Origin of the sequence: Rhodobacter lacus (assembly GCF_042683065.1) — a bacterium.
In the GTDB taxonomy this organism is placed as follows: Bacteria; Pseudomonadota; Alphaproteobacteria; order Rhodobacterales; family Rhodobacteraceae; genus Rhodobacter; species Rhodobacter lacus.
Genome location: NZ_JBHUIX010000014.1, coordinates 1 through 13,041, shown reverse-complemented (window position 1 = coordinate 13,041; position 13,041 = coordinate 1). Strand labels below are relative to the sequence as shown.

Genomic DNA, 13,041 nt, shown 5'->3' with positions numbered 1-13,041 from the left:
CCGCGCACCTCCCCTTCCGACAAGACGAAAGGCGGGCCCCGAAAGCCACGGCGCGGCGAAATTCGCAACGTGTCACAGTTCCGTGCTTGCGGTCACAGGAACTGGATTGTTAGGAGAACTCCGGGTGCGGGAGGGACAATGCGTCACAGTTGGGTTCTGGCTCTGGTGATGGGGCTTTCGGGCTGCACGATGGTGGTGCCGGTGCCCCTCATTTTTCCGCAGCAACCGCGCGTCAGCTCCAGCGCCAGCGTGTTCGACGGCAGCCTGATGCTTGCCGCGCCCGAAGGCTACTGCGTTGACCCCAGCTCACGGCGAGACGGGCCGGATGCCAGCTTTGTGCTCTGGGGCAATTGCGCCGCCATTGCGCAAGACCCCCGCGCGCGCCAGCCGCACCACCGCGCGCTGCTGAGCGCCACGGTCGGCCCGACAAGCCGCGAGCCGGTTGCACGGGCCCTGGCGCGCTACGAGCGGTTCTTCCGCTCCGATGCCGGGCGGGCGGCAATGGCGCGTTCGGGGCTGGCGGAGGATCTGGAGATCCTTGAGGCGCAGAAAAACGAACAGGCGCTTCTGCTCAAGATCGCCGATCATTCCGCACCGCAAAGCGCGCCGGTCGATGCCGTCTACTGGCGCTCGATCACCGGGCTTTCAGGTCACGTGACAGCGCTTTCGGTGATGCCGCTCGCGGGCACGCAAATCGACGACGCCACGCAGCTTGCACTGCTGCAAGCCTTTGAGGAAAGCATTCGCGCCGCCAACTGAGCCGCTTTCGCGCCCAGGTTGCAAAGCGGAGCCCCGGCCCCGTTTCAGGCAATTGCTGCTTCAATTCCATCGCCCGGCATGCCAGAAAACAATGATCTGATTGATGCTCGCCTGGATCACACCGAGGGCGCAGGAACCGAATGAGCGGCAAATCCAATTCTTTTCTCGACCGGCTGGTGCAGGGCCGGATGTTGGCGCGCTGGGCGCGCGCGGCGCGGTTGGCGCCGGGGCTTGAGCGGGCACAACTGCGCCAGTTGCGCGCCGATGCGCAGGCGATGCGCCGCGAAATCGACCGGGTGCTGTTTACCGCAGGCGAGCGGCTGAGCGCGCCTCTGGGCGGCGGCGACGGGATCGAGCGCCCGCTGGGCTGCGACTGGGCCTGGCGCCCCGAGCTTTGGCGCGGCCCGGTGTTTCCGCAAGGCATCGCGGCGGCTGAATCGCGCGCGATGATCGGGCGCGAGGTGACGCTGTTTCATGATTGCAAGGTGAGTGAGCTCACGCTGCGCCAGATCCGCAACCATGGCCCGCAAGATCTTGCGCCTTACGGGCTCAAGATGGATGTGTTCCGCTTTGACGGCTCGTTCCTCTCGCTCGTGCTGGATCTGCCCGATGCCGCAGTGCGGGGCCTGCGCCGCAATCATCTGCTGCGGCTCGGGCTCACGATCACGCTGGAGCGGCCGCTTGAGATCTTTTGCCGCCTCAACGTGAAACATGGCCCGAACACCGAGCAACTGGTGCGGGAACTGCCGCTTGCGGGCGGCGAGAGCTTTGTCGAATTCGACCTCGCTTACACGAAGATCAACGAGAAGCGGGTTGAGAAGGCCTGGGTCGACATCATTTTCGAGGGGCCCCAGATGAACCAGATCTGCGCGCAGGATCTGAGCTTCGCACGCTATCCGCGCGCCGAGATCTGAGGGGGAAAAATGCTGGAGCTATCGCGCATCCGTGCCGGGCAATGGGAAGGCATCTGGACGGGCTCCGAAGCGCCCGATTTTGAGGTGCTGCATCTGGAACAGCCGCTTGAGGGGCTCTCGGTCGATCTGCTGGAGCCGGGCAAATGGAAGCTCAGGCTGCCGATCCCGGCAGAGCTTCTCTCGGACGGGGTGCAGACATTCGTGCTGAGCGCGCGCGGCGAAACGGTGGGGCATTTCAGCATTGTCACCGGCGCCGCGCTCGAGCATGACCTGCGCGCGGAAATCGAGCTTTTGCGCGCCGAGCTTGATCTGCTCAAGCGCGCCTTTCGGCGGCATTGCGTGGAAACGGGCGCCTAGGCTTTCAGCCGCGCGCCATCATGGCCGGTGAGCCGCAGCGTCATCACCGTGCCCTCGGGCAGGTCGCGCTCAAAGCTCACCTCGGTAAAGTATTCGGTGCGGCCCAGCCGCGGCCCCTCGGTCAGCACCTGACGCTCCTGCCCGACCTCGGCCTCCAGATGGCGCAGGAGGGCCGCCTCCCCCGCCGCCCGCAGCCGCGCCGCGCGCTCCTTGATGGCGGGGCCGGCCACGCGGGGCATGCGCGCCGCAGGCGTGCCCTTGCGCGCGGAGAACGGGAAGACATGCAAAAAGGTGAGGCCGCACTCTTCCACGAGCTTGAGAGAATTTTCGAACATCTCCTCGGTCTCGGTCGGGAACCCGGCGATGATGTCGGCGCCAAAAACGATGCCCGGGCGCAACCGCCGCGCCTCTTCGCAAAACCGGATCGCGTCGTCGCGCAGGTGGCGCCGCTTCATTCGCTTGAGGATCATGTCATCGCCATGCTGCAAGCTCAGATGCAGATGCGGCATCAGCCGCGGCTCCGTGGCAATGGCGAGCATCAGGTTTTCATCCGCCTCGATGCTGTCGATCGAAGAAATCCTGAGCCGCGCGAGATCGGGCACAAGCCTGAGGATCCGCATCACAAGATCACCGAGCCGCGGCGCGCCCGGCAGGTCTGCCCCCCAGGAGGTGAGATCGACGCCGGTCAGCACCACCTCGGCAAAGCCCTTGCCGACGAGCCGCTTGATCTGCTCCACCACGACACCCGCGGGAACAGAGCGGGAATTGCCGCGCCCATAGGGGATGATGCAGAAGGTGCAGCGATGATCGCAGCCGTTTTGCACCTGCACATAGGCGCGGTGGCGGCCAAAGCCGTCAATCAGATGCCCCGCGGTTTCCTTTACCGAGAGGATGTCATCGACCATCACCCGCTCGGTCTCGCCGATGAAATCGGCGCCCTTGGGCGCGAGTGCCGCCCATGTCTCGGGCTGCATCTTCTCGTGATTGCCGATCACGCGCGTCACCTCCGCCATCGCGGCAAAGGTCTCGGGCTCGGTTTGCGCGGCGCAACCGGTGACGATGATCGGCGCCTGCGGGTTCTCGCGCGCGAGCTTGCGAATCTCCTGCTTGGCCTTGCGCACCGCCTCGGCGGTGACGGCGCAGGTGTTGACCACCACCGCGCCCTCAAGCCCGGCGGCGGCGGCCAGTTCCTTCATCGCTTCCGTCTCATAGGCGTTGAGGCGGCAGCCCAGCGTGGCAAAAACGGGCGGTTTCATAGGCTGGCCAGAAAGGCGGGCGAGAGCGTGGCCTCGAACACCGTCGCCGTCGGTCCGGTCATCCAGACGCCATCCTCGCGCCAGTCAATCTCAAGCCGACCGCCATCAACATCAACGATCACATGCCGCCCCGTGAGGCCTTTCAGATGCGCGGCCACGGCGGTCGCACAGGTGCCCGAGCCGCAAGCAAGCGTGATGCCCGCGCCCCGCTCCCAGACCCGCATCCGCAGGTGATCGGGCGCGACGAGCGCGGCAAATTCCACATTGGTGCGCGCGGGAAAGAGCGGGTCATGCTCGATCTGCGGGCCAAGCCCGGCCACATCGACCGCCTCGGCGTCTTCGACAAAATAGATGCAATGCGGATTGCCCATGCCCACCGCGACCGGCGCGCCTGCGCGCGGCAGCGCCATCGGGTCCGCCAGAACGGGAATCGCTTTCGCGTCGAGAATCGGGGCGCCCATATTGACGGAAACCAGACCATCGGCGCGGCGGCAGGCCGAAAGCTGGCCCCGCTCGGTGAAAAGCGTCACCGCCTCCCGGCCCAGATCGCGCATCATCAGGTCTGACACGCAGCGCGTGGCATTGCCGCAGGCGCCGGCCTTCGAGCCATCCGAATTCCAGAATTCCAGCGTGAAATCCGCGCCTTTCGCCGGCAAAATTACTGCCAACTGATCAAAGCCCACACCACGATGCCGGTCGCCCAGCGCCCGCGCGAGGGCAGGCGTGACGGGGTTTTCGCCGCTGCGGGCGTCGATAATCACAAAATCGTTGCCAAGACCGTGCATCTTGAGAAAGCGCAGGCTGGCCGGGGAGAGGGGCGCGTGTTCCATGCCGCCCTCTACACCCCTGCCCAGCTTTTTTCCAGTAGCGCGATTTTTTCGCGCTTTCGCCCTTGACCCCCCCGGCACACCCCTTTAGAGAGCCGCTCCAGTGATGGGCCGTTAGCTCAGTTGGTAGAGCAGCTGACTTTTAATCAGCGGGTCGCAGGTTCGAATCCTGCACGGCTCACCATCACTCCCCCTTCCGAGTTGAACGGTTGCGGGCTTCCGGTTGAGCCGGAAGCGCTGACGGGGCGTGCATGCCGCGTGCGTCAACCACGGTGCAGCGGGATAACGGGCTGGATAGCCCAAAGAAAATATGATCTGGTGCATCCGCGTCAGGATTGGCTTGATCATTGGGTGGACAGGCATGAACACGAGCATTCGGCTCCCCGCAAACGGCATGGGTGGCCTCCGGGTCCGGGTTTTCGCGATTGATGATGACGCGATCGACGCCCTGGCCTGGCTGTTCGGCTGCGCCCAAACTTCTGTTGAAATGACGCGTTACGATGCGCTGAGCGACGCGCTTCAGGGCGCCGAACAGACGCCGGTGCTGATTCCGGTCGTGCCCCCTACCGAACAATTGCGCAAAGCCCTCGACGCGGGCGAAACGCCTGTGGCCGCGCTTTCGCAGTGGTGCGACAAGGTCTCGAGCTTCCTGAAAACCTGCCGTCAGGCACGCCGTCGCGTCGTGCTTTTCGATACCGAGATGATGCGGGCCTTGCCGCATGAGATTGCCAATGAGCTTGGCGCCCGTCTTGGTGAAAAGCTGAAGTTGCGCGCTGATACGCCCAACCATGCGCCGCCCCCCACCGGCTCGGCCTTTGCGGCCGTGGCGGCCTGCCTTCTGGCGGGCGATGCAACGGCCTGCGCATTGGCCGACGAGCTTGAGGCGATGACACTTGGCCCGGTCAGCAGCCGGCTGCCCTCTGCCGCAACGCTTGAGGCGATCGCTGCCGTGTTGCGCCAGGAGGGGCAGGCGCAAATTGAGGGGCAGGAGCAAAACCTCCTGCGAGACAGTCTTGCGCAGCTTCTGGAGACTGTCACCGGGCTGGAAAAATCCCTGGCGACAACGCAGGACGAAGCCCAGACCGCCACCCGGAAGAACCGGGACTTGCTGGAGCGCGCCACAGCCGCCGAGTCCAAGCTGCATACCAAAGCCCGAGAACTCGGTCAGGTTGCTGCCGAACGCGCCCGCCTGTCGGAAGAAAAGGCGCATCTTTCCGGGCTGCTGGAAGCGGCGCATTACGAGATCACGGCCTTGCGCGAATCGACCTCGTGGAAAATCACCAGGCCCTTGCGGGCGCTGCGCGGCGACTCGAGTCAAGGCTGAGACGGCACGGGCTCCCTGCGCGCCCGCCAAGCATCGGGAGGACCGGAACCGGGATGCCGAGCGAGATCACAGCAGACCCGCTCCTTGAGGAGATCCTGACCATCCTGACCACGCCGCAGCCCGCGGCCGAGGGTGGTGTGTCGCACGACCTCGCGCCGCAGATCGAGGCGGCACTTGCGCGCGTCACACAGCCCGATGCCGGGCCAGAGGCCGCCGCGCTCGCCCCGCTCTTGCATCTCTTTGCCCGCCGCCTGCGCGAAGAGCGCGCCTTGCAACAGATCCGGCTGCAGAAATCGTCGTTTCAGGGGCAGCACCTGCGCGCAACCCTGCGGGCGGAACGCGCCGCCGGGGTAAGCGAACGGCTGAGCGGCCCCGGTCGCGCCCTCGGCCTGTTGTTCGCGCGCGCGCTGAACGAACTCCCCCGGCGCAAATATCGCCATCTGCTCGACGAGGCCTATTACCTCGCCGCAAACCCCGATGTCGCCGCTGCGGGCGTCGATGCGGCAAAGCATTACATTTCGAGCGGCGCTGCAGAGGGGCGCATGCCTGCCGATCTCAGCGCAACCTGCCCCGCTGCCTTCGGTGATCGCCCGCTCTCGCTTGAGGCGCTCTTTCATGCCGCGGCGCCGAATTTCGCCGATGCGCTGAGCGAGCGCCTGCGCGCGGAGGCGCTTGCTCTTCTGGGCCGGGCCCTGCCTCGGGTCAGCGTGATCATTCCGAGCTGGAACCGGGCGCAAACGGTGGCAACGGCGGTCGCCTCCGCACTTTTGCAATCCTATGCGCCCACAGAGGTGATTGTAGTCGATGACGGCAGCGAGGATGCCACGCTGGCCCTGCTTGCCGCCAATTTTGCCGAGCCGATCGCCGATGGCCGGCTGATCGTGATCGCAGCCCCCCATACCGGGGTTTCTGCGGCGCGCAATACCGGGCTTGCCCGCGCCACGGGCGAGATCATCGCCTATCTCGACAGCGACAACAGCTGGGACAGCGATCACCTGCTCTATGCCTGCGCAGGGCTTTTGCACAGCGGTGCAGAGAGCCTTTATACCGCCGTGTGCCGCCACAATATCGACGATGGCTGGAGTGACGTTCTGTTTGCGCCCTATGACCGGGCCCGGCTGGAGCAGGAAAACTTTATCGACCTCAATGGCTTTGTGCACCGGCGCGGGCTTTATGAGCGGCTTGGCGGCTTTGACACCGGGCTTACCCGGCTTGTCGACTGGGATCTGTTCTTGCGCTACAGCGCCGCCACGGCGCCGCGCGCGCTGCCGGTGATCACCGCGCATAATGTGCTGGTGCGCTCGGTGCTCAACAACATCACCGGCACGGAACCGCTGGAACCCAATCTGGCGCGGATCCGGGCAAAATTGCACCCGGCAGGGGGGCGAGGATGAGCGACCTGACCGACGCCGAGATCGCGGCATTGCGGGCGCAAAACCGCTTTCTCGTGGCCGAGATCGAGGCGCTGCGGCGTGAGCTTGCCGTCTGCCGTGACGAGACCGTGCGGCTGGAGCGGCTCTTGATTGCCGCGCAGGATGCCGCCGCCCGGACGCAAAGATGAGCCCCGCAAGCGCGCAGGAGATGGCGCAACTTCATGCCCGCGGCCTTTTTGATGCCGCATGGTATGGCGCGCGCCACCCCGACGTTTTGCGCAGCGGCCTTGCGCCCGAGGCGCATTTTTGCCGCATCGGCTGGGCGCTTGGCCGCGACCCGGGGCCGGGCTTTTCGACCACGTTTTACCGCGCCGCGCATGCAGATGTGACCGCGGCCGGGCTCGACCCCTTGCGCCATTATCTCACGTCAGGCTGGCGCGAGGGCCGTGCCACCACGCCCCCCGCCGGCGCAATGGTGCGTCAGGATGCCTTGGCAGAAGTTTCCCGGTTGCGTCAGCTTCTGGAAACGGGCGGGCTGACCGAGGGGCCAAGCCATGCCCTTGCCAGGCATGCCGGGCACGGCGGCGCGGCCGGGGCCGCCGCGGCAGAGGCGCTCGGGTTCTGGCACCTGCAGGCGGGCGCGCCGGATCAGGCGCTCCGGTGGTTTGATCGCGGCCTCGCGCTCGCACCGGGGGCGGCGCAGCATCTGCGGCTCGATCCGGTGCGGATGATCGCGGCGCAGCAGGCGGGCGAGGCGGCGCAGGCAAAAGCCATCGCCGCCGCAGCCCCTGAAAGCGCCGCGCTGGCCCTTGCCCAAACCCGGCTGGCGACGGATGACGCCGCCCGGCTCGCCTGCCTCAACCGCGCCTTCGCTCCCGCAGGTCTCGCCCCTCTCGCGTTGATCGAAGGGCCGCTTCCTGCCTTCGACCGCCTCACGGCGACAGCGCCGGAGGGGCAGACCGGGGGCCCTCTGGTCACGGTGTTGCTGGCGGCGCGCAACGCGCAGGCCACGCTCCCCGCGGCCTTGCGCTCGCTGTCCCGGCAAAGCTGGCAGGCGCTCGAGATCCTCGTGATCGACGATGCCAGCACCGATGAGACCGCCGCCATCGTGACCCGTGCGGCCACGCAAGATCCGCGCATCCGGCTGATGTCGCTGCCGCAAAACCTTGGGGCTTATGGCGCGCGCAACGCGGGCCTTGCGATGGCGCAAGGCGCCTATGTCACGCTGCATGATGCCGATGACTGGGCCCACCCGGAGCGGATCGCGCGGCAAATGAAGGTTCTGCGCACCCATGCGGGGCTTGCCGGCACGATGAGCCTGCAGGCGCGGCTGCGCCCCGATCTGAGCCTGAGCCGCTGGACCGGCACCGGCGAGATGCTGTTTGAGAACATGCCCTCGCTTCTTGTGCCAACAGAGCTGATGCGCAAGGTTCTGGGCGGCTGGGACAGGGTGCGGGTCTCGGCCGACAGCGAGCTTTTGCGCCGCCTGCGCCATCTCTTCGGGCCGGGGGCTGTGGCCACGCTCCCCGAGGGGCCGCTCGCGCTGCAACGCGACGACGGTCGCAACGCCACCGCCGACAGCGCCACCGGCATGGGCTGGTTTTACTATGGCGCCCGGCGCGAATATTACGAGGCGCAGCTCTGGCATCACCGGCAGGCGCGCGCGCTGCATTATGACCCCGCGCGAAACGCGCGCCCCTTCCCCGCGCCCGCGCCGCTCCTGCCCGGGCACCGCACGGACGCGGTCTCGACGGTGCACCATGTCTATGCCGGCCTGATGTCGGTCGCGGATGAGGGGCTTGATCAGCTTCTCCATTGGCTCGACGAAGACCGGCGCGCGGGCCGCAGCGCCGCGCTCGTGCCGCTCTACGCCACCGGGGCAGGCGCGCTCACGCTTCACCCGCTGCTGCGCGCGCGCGTCGATGGCGCGGCGCTCAGGGTGCTTTGCTTTGGCGAGCGGGTGCGTTGCACGCGCTACCGGCGGCTTCCCGGGCAAGCGATCGACGAGCCACATCGCTACCTGCCGGAGCTGGACGAAGGCGCCCGCGCCGTGCTTCGCCCCGGTGCAGTGCCCGCGGCGGCCTAGCGCGCGCGGCGCAGCTTGCCCAACAGCCAGCGCACAGGCGCCGTTGCGCGCCAGATCCGGGAATGTTCCATCGCGGCAAGGGCCGCCTCGGCTGCGCCCAGCCGCGCGGCAAGTGCATCGCGCTCGTGCTCCAGGGGCGCAAGCCGGGCGGCAAGCGCCCGCCGGGCGCGGTATTCCTCTTCAAGCTGGCCCTCAAGCGCACGCAGATGCGCCATCACGATCGCCACCTCGGCGGCCGGATCTTCCATCGCCGGTTGTTGCATGTGCTGCCCTCCACGGCCCTTCGTGCCGGTGCCAGTTAGCCGGGAACATGCGCGCTGTTCCAGCCCTTTCGCCCTCGGGCCCCGGCGCCTATAACCGCGCCAGCGCAGCACGAAAGGTCCGCCGATGTTGAAGGTCCACCCGTTCGGCAAATACAGCCACCGCCAGCCGCTCGCCTATGCGCCGATCCGCGCGCTTTGTGCCGATGCGATCACGGTGACGGACAGGTTGGAAGACGCCGATCTGGTGGTGGTGGCGCATCCCAAAGATCTCGACAGTCATGGCGCAGAGCTCAAGCGCAGGCTCGGAGAAAGCCAGCCTCTCGCGCTGCTCTCCGAAGAACCCTTTTGGGACAGCGTCTGGGCAGCGGACCCGTTCACCCGCGCCCAGACCCTTGAGACGGCGGCAGGCCCGTTGCCCTTCACCGTGCTCAACCACGCAACCTCGCGCCTTTATGACTTTGCCGAGATCCCTTATTTTCTGCTGACCGATGCGCGCTTTTTCATCCGCTACGCCACATGGTTCGGGCGCAATCTGGCGCTGAGCGCGCAAGATTGGGCGGCGCGCTGGGAGGCGGCAGAGCGCGACATCGCCTTTGTCGCCGAATACCGCAACGAGGCACGATTTGATGTCAACCGCGGCGGGGGCGAGATCCTTGGCCTTGGCAGCTGGCGCACCCGGCTCGCGCTCGCCTGCACCGGCGGGCGTGTGCTGCGCATGGGTGCGGGCTGGAACGACTTGCCCCGCCGCCAAAGCCTGCCAGACTGGCATCTGGAGAAGTTTCTGGACCTCGACGGGCGCTGCCGTCTGCTTTCGGCGATCGAGAACACCCATCAGCGCGCCTATGTCTCGGAAAAGATCTTCGACAGTTTCGCCCTTGGGGCGGTGCCAATTTACGTGGCCGATGCGGCGCACCGCGTGCATGATCTGGTGCCCGGCGGGATGGTGAACCTTTGGGGGAAGACCCCGGAAGACGGCGCGGCAGCGCTCTATGCGTTCCGGCCCGATCGCGCATTTTGGGAGAGCTATCAGGCAACCCAAGCCCAGATGGCGCGCCTTTTTGGCACGCCAGCCGCGCTTTTGCGTGAGCACCGCCGCCTCGCCGCCGCGCTTGCAGAAGAGCTGACCGCCGCGCGAGAGGCCGCGCCTTGACGCCCATTCGGCAAGGCTGGCGGTGCGGGCGGTGCGCGTTGCAATTAGCGCGTGAATATGGCCTAACTCCTGAAACGACATGTTCCATCCAGAGACATTCAGATGATCCACGCTTTTCGCGACGCGCTTCCGGCAAGCCTTGTGCTGATCGGCCCGCCGTCCGGGGAGGCGCTCGCCCCCCTCATTGCCGAAGCTCCGGGCACCGTGGTTCTGGTGGAGCCCAACCCCGACCTTGCCGCGCGGCTGGAGCGCGACTTCGCGCAGCGTGAGCGGGTGCGGGTGCTCTCTTTCGGTGTCGATGCAACCCCCGGCCGCGCCGAATTGTCGAGCTTCAACTTTCCGGGTCTGCGCAGCCTGCGCCGGCCCACACCCGCGCTGCGCGCGCTGCTGCCCGGGCTGCAATTGCGCGCCAGCCAAAGCGTCGAGGTGATCACCCCCGCAAAATTGTTCGAGCGGATCGGACCGCTGTCGCGCCCGCTGCATCTGTGGATCGACGCCGCCGGCTCCGAGCTTGCCATTCTCGAGGGCCTGCATGCTGCGGGCGCGCTGGAGGAGATCGATCAGATCCGGCTGAGCTGCCCCGCCGAAGAGATGTTCGAGGGCGGCTCGTGCCTTGCTCGCGTGCGCAGTTGGGCCACCGAACAGGGGCTGCGGGTGGGCGCGGAGAACCTGCAAGACCCCGATTGGCCCGAGTTGACGCTCGATCTCGACCTGACGGCGCAGCATTTGCAGCAGACGCGGCAAGAGTTGGCCCGGCAAATTGCGCAAACCGAAACCCTGCAATCGCAGCTTTCGGAGCGGGCGGCGGAGCACGAGAGGCTCGAGGCGCAAAATGCCGCGCTGACGGCCCGGGCTGAAGCTGCGGAAGCCGCGATTGGCGCGCGGGATGCGCAATTGAATGCCGCCGCGCAGCAGCAGGCTGCCGCTACGCAAGCCCTGGCTGACGCGCAGGCGGAAACCGCTGCGCTCAAAGACGCGCTGGAGGCCGCCAAAACGCAAAATGGAGCGCTTGCGGAGGCCTGCGCGGAAACCGAGGCCCGGGCGCAGGGCGCAGAAGCCAGCGTGGCGAAACGCGAGGCACAGCTCGCTGAGCTTAGAAACGAGCTGACCAATCTGGCCGCGTCCCAAGAGGGCATGCAAGCGGCGCTGACCCGCGCCAACAGCGAGACTGCCGCGATGGAAGCCCGCGCACTGGCCGCCGAAAACGCGCTCCGCCAGAGCGCGGCACGGCTGGAAGCTGCCGAGACCGAAGCTGCGCGCGTCGCTGACCGGCTTGAGCAAAAAGACCTCGACCTTGGCGTGGCGATGCGTTCGCAAGCGGCGGCGCAATCCGATCTGCTCGATCTGCGACACCGGTTCGAGGCGCTTCAAGCCGAAAAACAGATGCTTGATGCCCTGCTGACCCAAGTGACCTCGCGGCTGAATGCGGCCTCGCAGCATCTGCATATGCTGACCGAGCTTCCGGCAGATCCGGCACTTGCCCAGATGTCGCAGAGATCCATCGACACGGTCTCGGCGCAGGGGGAAACCGGCAAGGACGGAGCCAGGTCATGACCGACACCGGCAGCGCTGCAGATCTGCAACGCTTCGTCGACGACGCCCTGGCCCTGCTGGGCAGTTATCAGCCGCTGCGCGGCCCGGTTTCGAGCGAACCGCTCGAAAGCCTCCTCGACCAGTGCCGCGCCCAAACCGCGCGCCTTGCCGCCGCCGAGGCCGAACCGGTGCGGATGATCCATCATTTCGCCTGCACCGGCGGCACGCTGATGACCCGCGCCCTTGCCTGTCAGCCCAACGTGATAGTGCTGAGCGAGGTCGACCCGTTCAGCCGCTGGTTCCGGCCTCCCGGAAGCTTCGCGCCAAGCGACCTGATCTTCCTGTCGCGACAGTCGCGCCTGCCCCCCTCGGAGGCCACGATCGAGCGCATGTTCGTTTCTGCGCTCAAATGCCTGTGGGAGGACAGCACCCGCGACGGGCGCAGGCTCGTGCTGCGCGACCACAGCCATTCCCATTTCTGTGCTGCGGCCGACCCGAGCGAACGCCCGGTGATGGGGGCGATGATCGCGCGTCATTTTACGGTGCGCCAAGTCCTCACCGTGCGCCACCCGCTTGACTCCTTCCTGTCGCTGCATCTGCTCAAGAGTGCGCCCGGCCCGGTGGCGCATCTGGAAGGATATGCCACGCGATACCTCGCCTTTCTCGATGCCTATCCCGGCGTCGAGATCCGCCATTACGAGCACTTCGTGACCGACCCCGAAACCGAGTGCCACCGCCTCGCCGATGCGCTCGCACTGCCCGTCAATCCGCGCTGGCAAGACGTTTTGCCGATCATCTCGCTCTCGGGCAACAGCGGTCGCAACGGTCGGCGCATTGCGCTGCGCCCGCGCCGCCCCCTGCCCGAGACCGTGCAGCACGATTTTTGCGCCCCCACCCCGGCCTATGAAGCGCTGTGCGCCCGGTTGGGCTATGACCCGGACCCGACGGGCGCGCAGGCGCCAACGCGCTGAGCCGCCCCGGACCCACGGGGATTTCGCGCCTTGTGACGTTTCCGGGCATATGGTAGGCCGACCGGACTTACGCCGGTGCCCGTTCGCCACGGCTCAGTCCGGGCGCTGCGCGAAACCGGGTGCCAATCGATTGCAGGGACGGATAAGCGCGTATGACAAAGAAGGCATTGATCACCGGTGTGACCGGACAGGACGGCTCCTATCTGGCGGAATTTCTGCTCGCCAAGG

At 66.7% G+C, this 13,041-nt stretch carries 14 protein-coding genes and 1 tRNA gene; 12 read left to right on the top strand and 3 right to left on the bottom strand.

The window, feature by feature from the left end:
• The first annotated feature begins 138 nt into the window (after window positions 1–138).
• From ACFSM0_RS15720 to ACFSM0_RS15710, 3 genes are all read left to right on the top strand, one after another.
• On the top strand, window positions 139–759 hold the full coding sequence (locus ACFSM0_RS15720) for a hypothetical protein (protein ID WP_377392576.1): 621 nt from the start codon (window positions 139–141) through the stop codon (window positions 757–759).
• Window positions 760–899: 140 nt separating this feature from the next.
• A complete protein-coding gene (locus ACFSM0_RS15715; RefSeq protein ID WP_377392572.1) occupies window positions 900–1,673 on the top strand; it encodes a DUF6478 family protein in 774 nt (257 codons plus the stop codon).
• A gap of 9 nt (window positions 1,674–1,682) precedes the next feature.
• On the top strand, window positions 1,683–2,030 hold the full coding sequence (locus tag ACFSM0_RS15710; protein WP_377392569.1) for a hypothetical protein: 348 nt from the start codon (window positions 1,683–1,685) through the stop codon (window positions 2,028–2,030).
• Here ACFSM0_RS15710 and mtaB read toward each other — a convergent pair.
• Both mtaB and dapF read right to left on the bottom strand, forming a co-directional pair.
• Window positions 2,027–3,286 carry a tRNA (N(6)-L-threonylcarbamoyladenosine(37)-C(2))-methylthiotransferase MtaB gene (mtaB, locus tag ACFSM0_RS15705; RefSeq protein ID WP_377392566.1) on the bottom strand — a complete coding sequence of 420 codons (1,260 nt, stop codon included), beginning with the start codon at window positions 3,284–3,286 and terminating at the stop codon, window positions 2,027–2,029. The genes ACFSM0_RS15710 and mtaB overlap by 4 nt on opposite strands.
• On the bottom strand, window positions 3,283–4,116 hold the full coding sequence (dapF, locus tag ACFSM0_RS15700) for a diaminopimelate epimerase (protein WP_377392563.1): 834 nt from the start codon (window positions 4,114–4,116) through the stop codon (window positions 3,283–3,285). Before dapF ends, mtaB begins: the two co-directional genes overlap by 4 nt.
• Window positions 4,117–4,221: 105 nt before the next feature.
• Here dapF and ACFSM0_RS15695 point away from each other — a divergent pair.
• From ACFSM0_RS15695 to ACFSM0_RS15675, 5 genes are all read left to right on the top strand, one after another.
• Window positions 4,222–4,297, top strand: a tRNA-Lys gene (locus tag ACFSM0_RS15695).
• A 177-nt stretch (window positions 4,298–4,474) separates the two neighbouring features.
• Window positions 4,475–5,437, top strand: coding sequence for a hypothetical protein (locus ACFSM0_RS15690; protein WP_377392560.1), 963 nt, complete (start codon window positions 4,475–4,477; stop codon window positions 5,435–5,437).
• A gap of 53 nt (window positions 5,438–5,490) precedes the next feature.
• Window positions 5,491–6,831, top strand: coding sequence for a glycosyltransferase family 2 protein (locus tag ACFSM0_RS15685; RefSeq protein ID WP_377392557.1), 1,341 nt, complete (start codon window positions 5,491–5,493; stop codon window positions 6,829–6,831).
• Window positions 6,828–6,998, top strand: a complete 171-nt coding sequence (locus ACFSM0_RS15680; RefSeq protein ID WP_377392554.1) for a hypothetical protein — start codon at window positions 6,828–6,830, stop codon at window positions 6,996–6,998. The genes ACFSM0_RS15685 and ACFSM0_RS15680 overlap by 4 nt, the downstream gene beginning before the upstream one ends.
• Window positions 6,995–8,896, top strand: coding sequence for a glycosyltransferase family 2 protein (locus tag ACFSM0_RS15675; RefSeq protein ID WP_377392551.1), 1,902 nt, complete (start codon window positions 6,995–6,997; stop codon window positions 8,894–8,896). The genes ACFSM0_RS15680 and ACFSM0_RS15675 overlap by 4 nt, the downstream gene beginning before the upstream one ends.
• Here the strand turns inward: ACFSM0_RS15675 and ACFSM0_RS15670 are convergent.
• Window positions 8,893–9,159, bottom strand: a complete 267-nt coding sequence (locus ACFSM0_RS15670) for a hypothetical protein (RefSeq protein ID WP_377392548.1) — start codon at window positions 9,157–9,159, stop codon at window positions 8,893–8,895. The genes ACFSM0_RS15675 and ACFSM0_RS15670 overlap by 4 nt on opposite strands.
• A 124-nt stretch (window positions 9,160–9,283) precedes the next feature.
• Here ACFSM0_RS15670 and ACFSM0_RS15665 point away from each other — a divergent pair, with 124 nt between their 5' ends.
• The 4 genes from ACFSM0_RS15665 to ACFSM0_RS15650 all read left to right on the top strand — a co-directional run.
• Window positions 9,284–10,309 (top strand): hypothetical protein, encoded by a 1,026-nt coding sequence (locus tag ACFSM0_RS15665; RefSeq protein WP_377392546.1) that lies wholly within the window; start codon window positions 9,284–9,286, stop codon window positions 10,307–10,309.
• 102 nt (window positions 10,310–10,411) lie between these two features.
• Window positions 10,412–11,863 carry an FkbM family methyltransferase gene (locus tag ACFSM0_RS15660; protein ID WP_377392543.1) on the top strand — a complete coding sequence of 484 codons (1,452 nt, stop codon included), beginning with the start codon at window positions 10,412–10,414 and terminating at the stop codon, window positions 11,861–11,863.
• Window positions 11,860–12,813: a hypothetical protein gene (locus tag ACFSM0_RS15655; protein ID WP_377392540.1), complete on the top strand. Its 954-nt coding sequence runs from the start codon at window positions 11,860–11,862 to the stop codon at window positions 12,811–12,813. The genes ACFSM0_RS15660 and ACFSM0_RS15655 overlap by 4 nt, the downstream gene beginning before the upstream one ends.
• A 152-nt stretch (window positions 12,814–12,965) precedes the next feature.
• Window positions 12,966–13,041, top strand: a 76-nt coding sequence (locus tag ACFSM0_RS15650) for a GDP-mannose 4,6-dehydratase (RefSeq protein ID WP_377392835.1), incomplete at its 3' end; no start/stop codon positions are given.